General features: G+C 43.9%; 13 protein-coding genes. 5 read left to right on the top strand and 8 right to left on the bottom strand.

Translation table 11 applies throughout. The features are described from left to right. The coding region (locus IM515_RS22180) for an Rpn family recombination-promoting nuclease/putative transposase (protein WP_287698191.1) at positions 1-348 on the top strand (348 nt) is incomplete at its 5' end. A 222-nt stretch (positions 349-570) separates the two neighbouring features. Here IM515_RS22180 and IM515_RS22175 read toward each other — a convergent pair. The 4 genes from IM515_RS22175 to IM515_RS22160 all read right to left on the bottom strand — a co-directional run bounded on the left by IM515_RS22175 (position 571) and on the right by IM515_RS22160 (position 5,025). Next, positions 571-1,383, bottom strand: a complete 813-nt coding sequence (locus IM515_RS22175) for a DNA adenine methylase (protein WP_002770293.1) — start codon at positions 1,381-1,383, stop codon at positions 571-573. Positions 1,384-1,756: 373 nt separating this feature from the next. Next, positions 1,757-2,320, bottom strand: coding sequence for a hypothetical protein (locus tag IM515_RS22170; RefSeq protein WP_287627029.1), 564 nt, complete (start codon positions 2,318-2,320; stop codon positions 1,757-1,759). Between the two features lie 116 nt (positions 2,321-2,436). After that, complete coding sequence (locus tag IM515_RS22165) at positions 2,437-4,368, bottom strand: transglycosylase domain-containing protein (RefSeq protein ID WP_287627030.1); 1,932 nt, start codon at positions 4,366-4,368, stop codon at positions 2,437-2,439. Between the two features lie 171 nt (positions 4,369-4,539). Continuing rightward, a complete protein-coding gene (locus IM515_RS22160; protein WP_002787246.1) occupies positions 4,540-5,025 on the bottom strand; it encodes a pentapeptide repeat-containing protein in 486 nt (161 codons plus the stop codon). 214 nt (positions 5,026-5,239) lie between these two features. On the opposite strand from IM515_RS22160, the gene IM515_RS22155 reads away from it, so the two are divergent. Beyond that, entirely contained in the window at positions 5,240-6,004 is a 765-nt protein-coding gene (locus tag IM515_RS22155) for a YebC/PmpR family DNA-binding transcriptional regulator (RefSeq protein WP_287627031.1), read from the top strand. A 256-nt stretch (positions 6,005-6,260) separates the two neighbouring features. Here IM515_RS22155 and IM515_RS22150 read toward each other — a convergent pair whose 3' ends face one another. Next, on the bottom strand, positions 6,261-6,872 hold the full coding sequence (locus IM515_RS22150) for a 4Fe-4S single cluster domain-containing protein (RefSeq protein ID WP_287627032.1): 612 nt from the start codon (positions 6,870-6,872) through the stop codon (positions 6,261-6,263). 80 nt (positions 6,873-6,952) lie between these two features. Next, the gene (locus tag IM515_RS22145) at positions 6,953-8,134 is read right to left on the bottom strand and encodes an RtcB family protein (RefSeq protein ID WP_287627033.1); all 1,182 of its coding nucleotides are present in this window, start codon (positions 8,132-8,134) and stop codon (positions 6,953-6,955) included. Positions 8,135-8,492: 358 nt separating this feature from the next. Between IM515_RS22145 and dnaK the strand changes: the two genes are divergently transcribed. Next, a complete protein-coding gene (gene dnaK, locus IM515_RS22140; protein ID WP_287627034.1) occupies positions 8,493-10,397 on the top strand; it encodes a molecular chaperone DnaK in 1,905 nt (634 codons plus the stop codon). Between the two features lie 287 nt (positions 10,398-10,684). Here dnaK and IM515_RS22135 read toward each other — a convergent pair whose 3' ends face one another. Further along, complete coding sequence (locus IM515_RS22135) at positions 10,685-11,305, bottom strand: PEP-CTERM sorting domain-containing protein (RefSeq protein ID WP_287627035.1); 621 nt, start codon at positions 11,303-11,305, stop codon at positions 10,685-10,687. Between the two features lie 53 nt (positions 11,306-11,358). Here IM515_RS22135 and IM515_RS22130 point away from each other — a divergent pair, with 53 nt between their 5' ends. Then, on the top strand, positions 11,359-11,577 hold the full coding sequence (locus tag IM515_RS22130; protein ID WP_271954106.1) for a type II toxin-antitoxin system HicA family toxin: 219 nt from the start codon (positions 11,359-11,361) through the stop codon (positions 11,575-11,577). After that, positions 11,564-11,782 (top strand): type II toxin-antitoxin system HicB family antitoxin, encoded by a 219-nt coding sequence (locus IM515_RS22125; protein WP_002770268.1) that lies wholly within the window; start codon positions 11,564-11,566, stop codon positions 11,780-11,782. Before IM515_RS22130 ends, IM515_RS22125 begins: the two co-directional genes overlap by 14 nt. A gap of 93 nt (positions 11,783-11,875) precedes the next feature. Here the strand turns inward: IM515_RS22125 and IM515_RS22120 are convergent, their stop codons facing one another. Continuing rightward, entirely contained in the window at positions 11,876-16,771 is a 4,896-nt protein-coding gene (locus tag IM515_RS22120; RefSeq protein WP_287627036.1) for a beta strand repeat-containing protein, read from the bottom strand. Positions 16,772-16,998: the final 227 nt, after the last annotated feature.

Genomic DNA, 16,998 nt, shown 5'->3' with positions numbered 1-16,998 from the left:
GAACAGGTGTTAAGTCAGGTGTCCCGTTCTCTAGAAACTATCTCCCAAAAACAGGTGCAAAGCAATCTCGCTGCCGCTACCAGTATTCTCGCCGGGTTAGTATTAAATCGAGAGACGATTAAAAAAATTCTTCGGAGTGACATTATGAGAGAATCCGTCATCTATCAAGATATTTTAGAGGAAGGCGAGGAAAAAGGACTACAAAAAGGCTTGCAAGCGGGTAAAGAAGAAAAAGCTCGACAAATTGCCCTAAAAATGCTATCTGCTGGTTTTTCTATCTCAGAAATCGCCCAATTTACCGATTTATCCCCCGACGCGATCGAGCAATTACAATCGAGAGACGATTAAAAAAATCCTTCGGAGTGACATTCTGAGAGAATCCGTCATCTATCAAGATATTTTAGAGGAAGGAGAATTATCCGCTAAATTAACCTCTATACCCCGTTTATCAGCCTTAGGATTAAGTGCTGAACAAATTGCCCAAGCTTTAGACTTAGAAATTGAACAAGTACCACAAGTCATTGAGGGACAAAATTGAGGGAAAACGGACAATATTTTCTATCGTCTCTTTCAGTAATAATTTTTGATCATTAATTCCCTACCAGATGCCGCCGCTCCTTGTTTATAATTATTCATGCCATACTGAAGATTCCACTCGATAATCTGGGCAAAATCAAAGAGTTTTCGTATCTCTGGACAATCATCGTAGGTAATTAACCATTTAGCCTGACATTGACGCATATTATCGGCAAAACGTTGATGATCGAAGCTGGTATGTAAATTACCTCTTACGCCGTACAAACGGGATTTTGTGGCACTATAGTAGGGGGGATCGAGAAAGATAAAAACTTCTTTTCCCTCAGCAAATAATAATTCTTCGTAGTCTTGGTTAGTAATTTTTACCGATGCTAATAGGGGCGCAATTTGAGTTAATCTGGCAATTGATGAATCAGTAAATCTACTGGTAAAAGCTGCCTGAGAATACCCCCCCGAATCCACCGTTCCCGAAAAAGTAATCCGATTTAAGATAAAAAAACGCACTGCTTTCTCAAAGTCGGTTAACTTTAAATCTTCCCTTGTCAAATCTTGAAATAATTCCCGTCCGCTATCATATTTCTGTTTAATTTCTGTTATTTTTGCTACCAATAACTCAATATTTTCTTGAGCGCATTGCCAGAAACAATATAAATCATAATTTAAGTCATTAATCCAATAGGTTTTTATTTGTTGTCCAAAGAGTTGCTTAACAGCAAAAAACACAGAACCACCACCAAAAAAAGGTTCTCGATATTCCCTAATATTCACAGGAATTTGCGGCAGAATTTGCTTAATTGCCCGGGATTTCCCCCCCGGATAACGCAAGGGACTTTTAATTTTTGACATTTTATTTACTAATTTACCAGCCACAGTTTGGTTTGGTTGTTGATCACCGAAGCCGCATAACTGTGGCTTGCAACAGTTCGCTGCACTAGGGTTGTTATGCCGCATCAGTTACTACTGTCTGATTCACCCGCGCTGCTAGACCCATTACCCCCTGAAGTCGCCGAGGGATTTGTTAGATTAGGACTAGGTTTAGGAGTTGTCTGAGGAGCCTTTGGAGGTTGGGGACGTAGCTTGGCCACTCCATTCCAACTATGCTTCTCAGTTACAGGTTGACGATGAGTATCAGAGGATTTTTCTTGGCTCATGCTTGTTCCTTTTTTAGTTAAGTTAACTACCGGCGAGGCTCTTCTTGACTGTGTGTGATAATTTTTGATTATGGCATCGTGAAATGCTTATTGGGCAAGACTTTTAGGACTATTTTGCACAAGAAACTATCACTATAGACATCGTTTCCACACAGAAACTGGAAAAACCCCGCCGAATCCATCCCAATTATAACGATTAGCACCATACCTACATCGTTTCCACACAGAAACTGGAAAAACCCCGCCGAATCCATCCCAATTATAACGATTAGCACCATACCTACGACGAAACTGATCCCGGCAGTTGTATCTAGACACATCAATTTTCTGCTTTCAATTTCAGAACCTTCTAATAATATTTTTTTAATATGTGTAGAATTCTCGTCCAGAATATAAATGACTGAAACTACAGTAATCAGAAAGGCAAAAAGTGCAAGAACAAAAAGGATTATCTGTAAAAGGCTTGAAACTCCAACTGTTCTTAGCAAAGTAACCAACAATCCAATAGCTGTAACTGACAAACCTAATAACTGCTTATCACGTTCAAGCCTTGTATTAAGCCATGCACCTATCATTGCACTGTAAAAGGCTTTTTCCTTTGCTTCGTAGTCTTCCTTGTCTGAACTCTCCATATCTTTAGGATTCGCGTAGAGGCGATTGAATGATCAATGCCTCGATATTAGCACCCAGGCCTCTCTGGTATCAATAACGGTTTTGATAACTTCTCTTTGCCCGTTAGATTAACGATCTACTTAACTGTTGGTTTGCGGAATTTGGAGGGAGAGGGAAAATATTCTACCCGTTCATTTTTCAGAGCTTGTGCCATGAAATCGCGCCAAATGGGAGCGGCAAAACCACCGCCGGTGATACCTTTACCTAAAGTACGATTTCGGTCATCTCCAATCCACACTGCGGTGGCTAATTGGGGAACATAACCGACAAACCAGACATTTTTCTCGTTATCGGTAGTACCAGTTTTTCCCGCTGCCGGACGACCGATTTGGGCCGAAGTAGCTGTTCCCCCCTGAATAACTCCCTGTAGGACAGAATTGAGAGAAGCGGTGGCCCAGGGGTCTAAAACTAGCTTCGGTTTGGGTGTATTATCGAGCATGACGTTACCCCGGCTATCAGTAACACGCATGATAAAGGTAGGCTCGGAATGCCAGCCATTACTGGCAAAAGTAGCGTAGGCCCCCGCCATTTCCAGAGGGGTAACATCCACGGAACCCAAAGGTAAAGAGGTGACGGCAATTAAAGGACTCTCGAAACCTAGCAGACGACAGACTTCAATGACTTTATTTATCCCGACACGACGACCAAGAATAACCGCGGGAATATTCAGAGACTGCATCAGAGCGCTACGCAGGGAAACCGGGCCAGAAAAGCCGCCACCGTAGTTTTTTGGGCTATAGAAGCCGCCGGCCTCGCGAAAACGGACGGGAGCATCATTAACCACGGTTTCGGGGGTAAAACGACCACTAGCGAAGGCAGTATAATAAACGAAAGGTTTAAAAGCTGACCCTGGTTGACGACGGGATTGAATGGCCCGGTTTAATTGACTTTTATTGTAATCAACGCCACCGACGAGCGCCTTGACGAAATGGGTGCGGGGATCCACCGCAACTAGAGAAATTTGTAGGTCTTTGGTGCGAATACCGCGACCACGCAAGCTATTATAGGCCCGTTGGATGGTGGACTCGGCCATATTTTGAAAGTCGAGATCGATTGTGGTTTGAATCCGCATTCCCCCTTTAGTTAGGGTTTCTTTGCCAAATTTTTGCCGCAATTCTGCCACCACTGCATCGGTAACGTAGGGTAATTTACTTTCTTGCCAAGCGGTGGGTTTACCCAGTTTCAGCGGTTCTTTTAAAGCGGCCTCTTCCTGTGCGGGGGTAATCCAACCTAAGCTACGCATCCGACTGAGAACCAGTGCCTGTCTTTCCTTGGCGGTTTTATAATTATTAAAAGGACTATAAACTTCTGGCGCTTGGATTAATCCGGCCATCATCGCCGATTCTGCTAAATTTAACTGGGCAGCGGGTTTATTAAAATAACTTTTAGCGGCGGTTTGGACTCCATAATTATTATGACCCCAATAGATATTATTGAGGTACATTTCCAGAATGTCATTTTTGCTAAAAACCTGTTCTACTCGTATTGCCAGGACTGCTTCGGCTAATTTACGGCTAACGGTGCGCTGATGGGAAAGAAAGATATTTTTGACTAACTGCATGGTAAGGGTAGATGCACCTTCCACCACACCGCCACTTTTCCAGTTAGCGACCACTGCCCGACCGATACTATTAGGATTAATACCATGATGGTGATAAAAATGGCTATCTTCGATCGCCATCACGGCGCGTTTTAGATTGGGGGAAATTTGATCGAGTTCCACCACTTCCCGATTCGCTTCCCCGTGTAAGCTGGTCAGGGGTCTGCCTTTAACATCGTAGATATAACTGGTTTCCGTGGGAACGTAACCGCGTAAAATCCTCACATCGGGTAGATTGCGGTAACTAATCGCTAATCCTACCACAGCCCCCGTCACCACGGCCGTGGATACCATCAACAGGCCGAGAGCGGTTCCCCCTGCGACTCTAGAGACTCCTTGGAAAAAGCTATCCGAGTCACTACTGGGTTTCTGCTCTTTATCTTGATTGCCGAGGGTACTGGTGGACACGATGGTTACAATTTCCTTTTTCCAAGAGGGGACTGATCGATCGAACTGGTTTGAAAGTCTATTGTAAAGGTTTTGTTAAAAAATCGAATACTAGCTTACAGCAATTATGGCCGATCTGGCTCTAGTTTCGATCGGCCATGGCAGGGGGATTAGGAGCAGAATAGTTACATATCAGGGACAAAACAGGGTATCGCGGGTATTTCTGCCAGTTATGGGGTTAGTTCCTGTGGCTATCTCACAAAGATATTTTTCCACATCGGAGCGAATAATTGCATCGGTAAAATCGGCCCCGTCGATAATTGCACCTTTGATTAAAATGTTAGTGGCGAAAGCTCCTTCGAGAACGGCATTGGTAAAGTTGGCTCTGGTTAAACGGGCCGATTCTAAATCCACGTTTCTCATATTGGCATCGCTAAAGTCGGCCCCCTCCAAGTTGGCCGAAAAAAAGCGTACTCCTTCCAGATTGGCATGACTGAAGTTACTACCGCGCAGATTAGAGTGATCGAAGGTGGAATCGCGCAAATCCTGCCCCGCAAAGTCATTATCGGTCAAATTGCGGTTATTATAACTTAGTGCTTGGGCCGGGGCCAAGCAGGATAATAATACTAATATACTAACAAACAAGGTTAGTAGAGTTTTGCGAGAAAATTGCGCCATATTGCCACCTGATCAATCAACCTTTTCTATAATAAGCTGTGCTGGATTTAAACCGCATATCGGGAATTTTAGTACAAATGCTCGAACTGGCCGCCCCCCTATAGTTTCTCAACAGGATTTATTATCATTACCCGGCACTCGTTGACAATTATCCCCGGATTTACCAAGAGCGATCGATCTGCTAGATTTTTGATGTTGGATATCTTAGATAGATATGGCTGGTCATAGTAAATGGGCAAATATTAAACGACAAAAAGCCCGGGTTGATGCCAAAAAAGGGCAAACTTTCACCCAGTTATCCCGGGCCATTATCGTGGCTACCCGTAACGGTGTTCCCGATCCGGCGGGCAATTTTCAGCTACGCACGGCGATCGAAAAAGCCAAGGCGGCCGGTATTCCTAATGACAATATCGAAAGAGCGATCGCTAAAGGGGCGGGAACTTGGGAAAATGACTCAGCTTTTGAGGAAATTCGCTACGAGGGTTATGGTCCCGGGGGTGTGGCGATCCTGATCGAAGCACTGACCGATAATCGCAATCGCACGGCGGCGGATCTGCGGGCGGCTTTTAGCAAAAATGGCGGTAATTTAGGTGAAACGGGCTGTGTGGGCTGGATGTTTGACCATAAGGGGGTAATTCGCCTTGAGGGAACTATTGTTGAGGATAAGCTTTTAGAAGCTTCCCTAGAGGGCCAGGCCCAATCCTACGAGTTTTTTGACAGTGAGGAGGAAGGTCAAGGAGCAGAAGTTTTTACTGAGGTGTCTAACCTGGAGAGATTGAATAAGGTTCTGCAAGCAGCGGGATTTAAGGTCAAAGAAGCAGAATTACGCTGGATTCCCACTAATACCCTAGAAGTGAGCGATCGAGACCAGGCCCGTTTTTTATTCAAGTTAATCGACACCCTAGAATCCCTCGATGATGTGCAATCGGTAACGGCTAATTTTGATTTAGTCGAGGAATTGATGTTAGGGGATCTGTGATCCTAAATTCCTAGGCAGTGATCACTGATCAGATTTGAGTTTTCAGTGAGCGGTATGAAGTGAGAGTAAGTAGTTGGACAATCTTGATTAGGGACTTGCGCTTTGATAATGTACCTTTTGGGCGAACGCAGTTCGCCCCTACATTGTGAACAAAATCCGTTACTGTAGGGGCGCAAAGCTTGCGCCCTCCGATCGATTGGGATATTATTCCCACGCAAGTCCCTTACTGATCACTGATCACTGATTCTGGGCCTGATCAAGAAATAATCTGTCCCCAAAATCCCGTAAAAATTCGGGTTCCGTCTTTGAGAATATGAATTTCTACTTGATCCGATGCCCAATTAATCTGATCTTCCAGAGCGGGATTGAGGACGTGAATCCGTTGATTGCTAGAAGAAACGGGAGAATCGGAGGAATGAATAGCCAGGGATTCCACATAGGCCCCATCCACCAAAATATCTAACTGGGCTAATAATTCTTGGGAGTGGGGCGGTGCTTGGGTTGAGCGCAATTGTTCGATCGTAAATCCCGTGAAGGACATCACATTTAAGCCTTTTTCCTTAACATATTTAGCTAATTCTGTCAAGGCTTTTGCTTGCCAAAAAGGTTCACCCCCGGAGAAAGTTAGGCCGCTATTGCGGGGATTAGCCAAAATTTTGGCAGCTAGAGACTCAACATTAATTAATTGATTGATCTCGAAGGACCAGGAAGCTTGATTAAAACAACCCCGACACTCGCGAGAACAACCCTGTACCCAGACCACGGCCCGACAACCGGGACCGTTAACGGCGGATTCATCCACATAGCCCATGATATTGAGATGATGGGCGGGAATTTGTGCTAATTCGGCAGCAATAGTCAGACTCATCGCTTATAACCCTCGATCGATTCCTATCTTTTTCATGCTAGGGAAAAAAAGACAAAAATCGATCGCTCTTGCCATGATTTTTAACCTTTGACACACATCACCTGCTTGAGAGTGGCGACAATTTCCACTAGATCAGCCTGTTGATTCATCACCTGTTGGATCGGTTTATAGGCCCCTGGAATCTCATCAATAACGCCCTCATCTTTGCGGCATTCAACCCCTTGGGTTTGGGCGATTAAATCATCAAGAGTAAAGGTTTTTTTAGCCAGATTTCTCGACATCAAGCGCCCGGCCCCGTGGGAACAGGAACAGAAGCTATTATGTTCTCCTTTGCCTTTAACAATATAAGATTGCGCTCCCATGGAACCGGGGATAATACCATAATCGGTTTCTCTGGCGCGGACGGCTCCTTTTCGGGTGACATAAACCTCCTCCCCAAAATGAATTTCTTTTTCGGCATAATTGTGATGACAATTAACTACTAAGAGGGGTTTAGTTGGTTTGCCTCCCGCTAGATGTTTTTCAACAATGCGTTTAAATCTAGCCATCATAATTTCCCGATTATAACGGGCATATTCCTGGGCCCATTGTAGGTCATGCCAGTAGGCGGTAAATTCTTCTGTACCGGCGACAAAGTAGGCCAGATCGAGGTCGGGTAATTTACCTTCTGCTAGTTTGGCTAACTCTTTGGCAGTATCAATATGACATTGGGCCAGTTGATTACCAATACCTCTAGAACCGGAATGGAGCATTAACCAAACTTGATTATCTGTATCTAAACAAATTTCGATAAAGTGATTACCACCCCCCAGAGAACCCATTTGTTTAAGGGCTTTTTTTTCTAGGTTTTGTACCCCTCGATGAATCTGTTTAAATTCCGCCCATTTTGGCCATTTAGTTACATCCCTATCCACTTCCTTATTTTCAGCAAAACCGACGGGAATATTCGCCTCCACATCGAGGCGAATTTTTTTAAGTTTTCCCTGCAATTGTTCACCAGTAAAAGGCATTTTTAGGGCAGCCATGCCGCAACCGATATCGACTCCGACGGCGGCAGGAATTACGGCATCTTTGGTGGCAATCACCGAACCGACTAAAGCGCCTTTACCCAAGTGAACATCGGGCATTAAAGAAATGTGTTTATAAACAAAAGGTAGGGAAGCGACATTTTTAGCCATTTGGGTTTCTTGGGGTCCCAATTCATGGCCCGCCCAAGATAAAATCGGTGTCGGGGTGGAAAGTTCCAGAGTTTCGTAAGTCATAGTTTTTATGAAATAATCAAATAAAAAGCCGATACAACCAAAATAACGCAATTGAGATTCTGCGATAAATTAGATAAATTGTTATCGGCGATCGTGTTTTAACACAGAGGATAAGCTGTTGACTATCTAAATTACCCGCTCAGACTGCCCCCTGGGACAATTTTTAACTTTCACCGCAGGTTTACCGACTACTGTAATACTACCAAAAAGGTTCGGATACCTACACTATCGAGAAAGCGGGGTTATTTTGCACTATAGAGATAACGAAGGAACTGATAGGGGTGGGTATCGCCTAAAAACCGAGTACAGTTCCGATTCTAGAAGTCACTATAAGTTGTATCGGAGCAGCACAAAGATTATGGGAAAAGTAGTTGGAATTGACTTAGGGACGACTAACTCCTGCGTTGCGGTTATGGAAGGGGGTAAACCCACCGTTATCGCCAACGCCGAAGGGTTTAGAACTACGCCCTCAGTCGTCGCCTACGCCAAAAGTGGCGATCGCCTAGTAGGACAAATCGCCAAACGTCAAGCGGTAATGAACCCGCAAAATACCTTTTATTCCGTCAAACGCTTCATCGGCCGGAAATTCAACGAAGTTACCAACGAAGCCACAGAAGTATCCTACAAAACTCTCCAGGATGGCAACGGCAACGTTAAATTAGACTGTCCCGCCCAGGGCAAACAATTCGCCCCCGAAGAAATTTCCGCCCAGGTACTGCGGAAACTGGTGGAAGATGCCAGTAAATACCTCGGCGAAACCGTTACCCAAGCAGTCATCACCGTACCCGCTTATTTTAACGACTCCCAACGTCAAGCCACCAAAGATGCCGGGAGAATTGCTGGGGTTGAAGTTCTCCGCATTATCAACGAACCCACCGCCGCCTCTCTTGCCTACGGATTAGACAAAAAAGCTAACGAAACCATTCTTGTTTTTGACTTGGGTGGGGGAACCTTTGACGTATCGGTTCTAGAAGTGGGTGATGGTGTCTTTGAAGTTCTCGCTACCTCTGGAGATACTCATCTCGGTGGTGATGACTTCGATAAAAAAATCGTAGATTATCTAGCTGGAGAATTCAAAAAAGTTGAAGGAATAGATCTCCGTCAAGATAAACAAGCCCTGCAACGTCTCACGGAAGCGGCAGAAAAAGCCAAAATTGAGCTTTCTAGCGTTACCCAAGCAGAAATTAACCTGCCCTTCATCACCGCTACCGCCGAAGGACCAAAACACCTAGATACCACTTTAACTAGAGCTAAATTTGAGGAAATTTGCGCCGGTTTGATTGATCGCTGTCGGATTCCCGTCGAAAACGCCATCCGTGATGCCAAAATCGATAAATCTGCCCTCGATGAAGTGGTTCTCGTCGGTGGTTCAACCCGGATTCCCGCCGTCCAGGAATTAGTTAAAAAAGTTCTGGGCAAAGATCCTAACCAAAGCGTTAACCCCGATGAAGTGGTAGCCGTCGGCGCCGCTATTCAAGGTGGTGTTCTCGCCGGTGAAGTCAAAGATATTCTTCTGCTTGATGTTTCGCCCCTGTCTTTGGGTGTGGAAACCCTCGGCGGTGTGATGACGCGGATTATTACCCGCAACACCACTATTCCCACCAAAAAATCGGAAGTTTTCTCCACGGCAGTGGATGGACAAACTAACGTGGAAATCCACGTTCTGCAAGGGGAACGGGAAATGGCCAAAGATAACAAGAGTTTGGGAACTTTCCGACTCGATGGCATCCCTCCCGCTCCTCGTGGTGTGCCTCAAATCGAAGTGGTCTTCGACATCGATGCTAACGGTATTCTCAATGTCACCGCTAAGGATAAAGGTACAGGAAAAGAACAATCGATCAGCATCACCGGCGCTTCTACCCTGCCCCAAAATGAAGTGGAACGCATGGTAAATGAGGCAGAATCGAACGCCTCGGTGGATAAGGAACGTCGCGAACGCATTGAACGCAAAAATCAAGCTGATTCCCTCGTTTATCAAGCTGAGAAGCAGTTGGAAGAGTTAGGCGATAAGGTTCCTCCATCTGAGAAAAATAAAGCCCAAGGGTTGATTAAAGACCTGAAAGAAGCGATCGCTCAAGACGATGATGATAAGATCAAAACCATCCTACCGGAATTACAACAAGCCCTCTACGCGATCGGTAGCAGTATGTATCAGCAAGCGCCCCCTAGCAATCCCCCCGGTGGCAATGATAACAATGGCCCCTCTGGTGGTGCTGGTGGTGGCGATGATGTCATCGATGCGGAATTCTCCGACGCTAAATAAAAATTAAGTTCTTAGCTTCGGGAAGGACACAAGGTAACTTGTGTCCTTTTTTTGTTGCAGCTTTCTTAAAGATAAGGCTGTCACCGAAAATGGCTCTTCTGAGTTTGGTATGCTTCTCGGCGGTTTATCGGGAGCTTAAGGGATTGAAACACCTTTCTAAATTGAATTAATCCCTTGCCGGATAAGGTTTCCAGCTAAGTGTAACATCGATTTGCATAATGAACCAAGTTGACTAAACTATACACGGGGATGTAAACTCGATCGCTTACATCCCCGAAAAATATCAATTAACCATCATTACTATTGTCTTGATTGCGCTTTTTAGACAGCAATACACCTAACCCTAATATTACCATTGCCAAAATTGTAGAAGGTTCGGGAATAGCTGTCGATGAACCCACTTGAACTATTTTTATAAACTGACTTTGATTACCAGAATAACTGGCAACACTGCCATCGCTAAAACCAGTTTGAGATAAATCAATATTAAGTACCAGACTAGAATTACCATTGCCGATTACTTGAAAGTGCAATAAACTAAAAGTATCCAATTGATTAATTCCCAGAGGTGAACCAATGCCCAAAAATGGCAAAGAACCGCCGCCTAAGTTAGTAATTGAACCATTGGTATTGTCTAAGATTCCCGTGCGTCCAAAGGGGAAACTAGAGGTAACAAGAGGACTATTGATATCTAAGGGATTGAAAGGATTGTCGATGTTTTGAATTGAGCGAGGATCGAAGGATAAATTAATGGCACTGCTAGTGATACCGACCGGATTAATATCACTATTTTCCATTAAAATTTCTACAAAAAATCTATCCCCTAAACGGAGAGGACTATTAATAATAGTTCCCGCTAGGCCACTATTATCAGTTTTGAGGTTAAATTGAGTAGTCAGACTAGACATAATGTAGCTCTCCTGAGTTATGATAGATCGATGAATTAAAAGATCATGGCAAAATGCCTAAAAAAGTTAGCGAGTTAAAACAAATGCTACGCAAAGCAGGATTTATTCAAAAACCCGGCAAGGGAAGTCACACTAACTGGGTACATCATCTGTACTCTGGTAAAGTTACTGTTTCTGGAAAAGACAGTGCCGATGCCAAGCTGTATCAAGAAAAAGAAGTAAAGCAGGCAATTAAAGAAGTTAAGAGGAATCAAGAAAATGGCACAAATTAAATATCGCATGGTAATCCAATGGTCTGATGAAGATAATTGTTTTTTGGTTGCATTGCCTGATTTTCCAGGGCAATATTGGCGTACTCATGGAGATACTTATGAGGAAGCTGTCGCTAAGGGAAAAGAAGCTATAGAATCCCTAATTATTGCTTATCAAGCAGATAATGAACCCTTACCTGAACCTTTATTTTGTAGGATGGGTTAGCGCAATTCGTAACCCATCAAACCTAATCAAAAGCCATCATAATTAATCTGAATTGTTGGGTTTCCTTGGGTCAACCCAACCTACAGAGTTAATCTAAATAACTAACCCAAATTCGGAATTGAAGGGAACTAATTCCGCCAGATTAATTCTTCCATCTCCGGTAATATCAGCAGTAGGGTCATAGTTGGTTTGTCCACTAATACTACCAAATAATCCTGGACGTTGTAAGGTGTTTAAGTCGGTTAAATTGACTTTGCCATCGTAGGAAATATCACTGTTAAAGGTTGATTTTCCGGTTAGTTGAATGTTCAAAGCGGAATTGTTTTGAGCATTACTATTGATGACTAAGCCGTTAGCCAAATTGAAGTTTTCTCGCGCTGCTTTGGGTGCATAAGTTAAAGCAATCCGGCGAGTTTGTCCGGGGTTTAGCAGTATGTCTCCATTGGCAAAATTGGCATCTGTGGTGACATTTTGTGCATTAATAGTAATACCAGCAATAGCGAGTACATCATTAGTTCCCGCTGCGGTATTAGTAATATCAATGTATTGGGTTTTGTCAGCAAAGTTAGGACGTACAAACAGGCTATCGGTTGCACCTTGTCGGTATTGGGAGAGTTTTGTCCCGAAGGTAACAGCGGTTTTATCTACTACTATTGTCCCTTCATTAACGTTGGTAATATTAACGTTAAATGTCTTTTCTGTAGAGAGTTTATAACCGTCGGTTGCTTTGACTCCTAATTGATAGGATATTACTCCACTTTCATAGTCGATGGTGTTAGCACCTGCTTGAGTGAGGGTAATTTCTCCGGTGGTAGAGTTGATTGCAAAAAGGTTATTTCCTGAACCATCTTTAGGAGAGGTACTGAGGCTAAAGGTGGGAGTTTGTCCGTAATTATCATCGGTTGCTTCGACTAAGTTACCAGCTACTACTACTGTACCTGCTGCGCTTCTTTCGGCGAGGTTGACGTTATTAATAGTACCGACGATGGGAGCATCATTGATAATGATATTACGGGTTAAGCTTAAAGTAGCATTAGGATCAGCAAATGTGCCATCAGCAAAACCAATTTGATTGGGGTCAAAAGTTAGATTTAGGTTTGAATTATCCCGCGTTCCAACGACGTTAAATCGGAGTAAACCAAAGCGAGAAAGTTGATTAATACCAATCGCTGTACCTTGACTTGCTTCGGGGACTGCACCCCCACTTAAGTTATCAATGAGTCCGTTAGTATTATCTAATGTACCGCCTCGGAATAGGGGGAAATTAGAGGTAATTAAAGGACTATTAACATTGCCAATATCAGCAAAGTTATTGATATTTTGAGCAACATCGGCGGCGAAGCCAAAATCAAGGGAGTTAATGATTAAACCGGCTGCATTGGTACGAATATCACCGACGAGAATTTCCGCAAAGAAGCTATTACCGAGAATGGGATTGTTCCCGGTGATTTCACTGCCAATTGTCCCGTTATTATCCTCATAGAGTTTCAGTTGGAAGCTGAGAGGATTGACATTATTTAGGTTAACGGTAGCGATACCCGTATCGGTTAAAGCGCCGTCACTGGCTTGAATTGTCAGGTTAAAGGGGTTAGTTTCTGCGCTGACATCATTAGCATCGGTAACGGTAATAACGCCAGTGTTACTAATAGCAAATGCTTTGATAGTGTCGCCATCAGTATCGGGATTTCCGGCGGTGATACTGTAGGTTAAGGGGTTATTGTCGGGGTCAGTGGCGTTAATTGTCCCGACAACTGTACCGTTAGGACTCGTTTTAGAAATGCTGAAAATAGCATCATTAACCACTGGGGGACGGTTAACAGGATTGGTTAGGTTAACAGTAATAGCGGCAGTATCGTTTAAGTTCCCATCGCTGACGGTAACGGTGAGGTTAAAGGGGTTGGTTTGACTGCTAATATCATCAGGGTCAGCAATAGTAATTACACCCGCATTACTAATACTAAATGCCTTAATATTGTCGGCATCGCTGTCTAAATTACCGGCGGTGATACTGTAGGTTAAGGGGTTATTATCCGGGTCAGTTGCTGTTACTGTTCCCACCGTAGTATTAACCGGACTGGTTTTAACCAGACTAAAGGTAGCATCGTTAGCAACCGGAGGACTATTAGGGGTTTCGTTAACATCGGTGAGATTAACGGTGATAACGGCGGTGTCGGTTAAGCTACCATCGCTGACGGTGACGGTAAGGGGGTTATTGGGGTTAACTTCAAAGTTGATGTCATCGGGGTCAGCGACGCGAATTTGTCCGTTATTATTGATGGTAAATGCGGAAATTCCGTCGCCATCAAGGTTAGGATTCCCGGCGGTGATGCTGTAGGTTAAGGGGTTGTTATCGGCATCGGTGGCGGTAATTGTGCCAACAAGAGTATTTAAGAGGCTATTTTCGGGTACGGTGAGGGTAGTATCATTGAGGACGGGTGCGCTATTTTGGACGAATTCATAGGCACCCATATCAACGTTTGTACCGTTAATGCGAGGGTTGCGGACGATATCAAAGGGTATTGCTTCGGTGATGTTGCTATCGCCGTCTAAGTCGCGGCTATCGGCAGGGAGGGAGGCGTTATTTCCGGCGTTGATAGCGGGGGAAGTGCTTTGTAAGCGAAAGTCGTCGTTGATAGCATCGACAAATTGAGGGTTTACATTGAGGTTTCCTGTACCGGTAAAGCCCCCTTGGACAATGCTATTGGTGATTGTGGGGGTAGAACCAGTATTATAAAGTGCTGTGCCACCATTACCCCAAATGATACTGTTACGAATATTGCTGTTTACAAAGTAATTAGTGATAGCACTTCCTTGACTAGCAGCGTTACCACTGAAAGTGCTGTTAATGATCGTAGTATTATTCTGAGTGTGTAGTCCACCACCATAGCCAGTCGCGCTATTCCGACTGAATACACTGTTTGTGATTTGGAGATTATTGGCGGATACATTATAAATAGCCCCACCATCATAAGTCTCAGCAATATTCAAGATAAACTTAGAATTGATGATGCTAGTGTTATCGCTGTTGTTGTAGATTGCACCTCCAGAGCTAGAGCGATTTTGCACAAAATCCGATTGAGTGACCTTTAAGGGACCCGTACCCGTGCTGTATATAGCGCCTCCATGACTCGTCGCCTTATTACCGCTAAAGGTAAGTTTGTTTAGCGTCGGACTACTGGAACTATCGTAAATTGCACCACCAGAAGATGTCGCAGTGTTATTAAGGAAGATGGTATCTGTCAGGATAGGATTTGCACCTGTTAGATTGTAAAGTCCACCCCCATTAGTTGCATTGTTACTATCAAAAACTAGATTTTTGAGAGTAGGACTACCCCCATTGAGGAACATTCCTCCACCAGTATTCTGATTCGTACCTGTTCCATTTGCATTACCTCCCGAAATGGTCAAACCATCTAAAACAGTGGTAGGCGTGGTTTGAGTTCCAGTAACAACGTGATAAACATTATCAGAATTATCCCCAACTGTGCCAATATCCCCACTTAAAATCGTGACATTTGCTGTAACATTACGCTGGCTTAAGCTGGTTTCTGTACCTGCAAACCCACCGTAAATTTCTATTTGATTTTTGCCAGCAAGGCTAAAACTCGCTGTCCTGTCAGCAGTAGAAGTCGGTTTATAGACTCCCGCCGCAACCCAAATAGTATCGCCACTTTGCGCGGCGGCTATGGCTGCTTGTAAATCTGTAAAAGCATTAACCCAAGACGTACCGTTATTACTTCCTCCCGCATTACTCCGTACAAAAATAGTACGACTAGCTGCAGGAGTCGGCGCGGGTGCAAGTTGCGCTCCTTCATAGGCACCTAAATCCACATTCGTACCCACAATACGCGCATTACCTGATAAATCGAAGGGAATTTTTTCAGTCGTATTACTATCGCCATCCAAATCTCGAATATCCGCAGGTAGCAGCGTACTATTCCCCGAATCTAAAGCAGGAGAACCGGATTTTAAGCGTAAATCATCTCCCTTGGCATTGACAAATAATGGGTCAGCATTTGTCCCGCCAAACTCCCCATTTTGGACAATACTGTTACTGAGGTTGATATTCCCTCCAGAAACATTAGAAACTTGTGTACCAGTATTGCTGCTGTCTTGATTACCCCAAACAATACTATTTTGCAGTGTCGTTGTACTAAGAGAATTATATATACCACCGCCGCCAACTGCGGCATTACCACTCAAGGTACTATTAATCAGATTGACGCTACTCTGGGTATTATAAATTGCACCACCACTACCCGTATTAACGGAGTTCCGACTAAAAACCGTATTAACGATAGTGGGATTACTGCTGGCGGCATTATAAATTGCACCCCCGTTAGTATTTGCCACATTGAGGCGAAATGTCGCATCCGTAATTTGGGGATTACTCGAATCATTGTAAATCGCTGCCCCATTAGAAGTAGCGGTATTATACTCAAATAGAGTATCAATCAAAATCGGGTTACTGCCATTTTGATTGTATATCGCCCCGCCACTGACCGCATTATTATTGCGAAAAGTGAGATTTTTGAGAGTTGGATTAGCATTAGTAGCTAATAAACCGCCACCTTTTCCTAAATCCGCTGTCGTACCATTAGCATTACCCCCAGTAATGGTAAATCCATCAAGAATAGCAGTGTTCGTCAGAGGAGTAACAACCGAACCTGTTGCGTTTACCACATGATACACATTATCGGCAATCCCCGCTACACCAATTTCACCGCTTAAAATCGTGACATTTGTGGTAATATTTCGCTGATCTCGGGCAGTTTCCGTCCCTGCGAATCCCCCATAAATCCCGACATTATTTTTTAGGGTAAAACTCGCGGTTCTGTCAGTTCCCGTAGTGGGTTTATACGTCCCCGCAGACACCCAAATCTCATCACTAGATTGTGCAGCGGTTAGCGCACTTACTAAACTGCCATAAGCATTATTCCAAGCGGAACCATTACCAGTCGCACCAGATTTAACGTAGATGATAGCCATGATATACCTCGTGTGAAAAAGATGGTACAGAGTCAATAGGGAATCCACCCGAAACTTAGTTCGAGTTAGATAAAGTTGATAAGTAAGCGAATAGTCGAGAAAACTGCCTCTAGAGACAGCAAAACTATTAATCAAGCTTGGATGTGAGAAAATTTAGCACTGGTTAGGGATAATGCTTAGATTGTAGAGGCGAATAATTATAAGTCCCGTTTATTTTTTTTTTTTTT

The sequence above is a fragment of the Microcystis sp. M44BS1 genome (assembly GCF_020244875.1).
Taxonomy (GTDB): Bacteria; Cyanobacteriota; Cyanobacteriia; order Cyanobacteriales; family Microcystaceae; genus Microcystis; species Microcystis panniformis.
The sequence above is the reverse complement of the archived record's forward strand: the minus strand, read 5'-3'. Positions and strand labels throughout refer to the sequence as shown.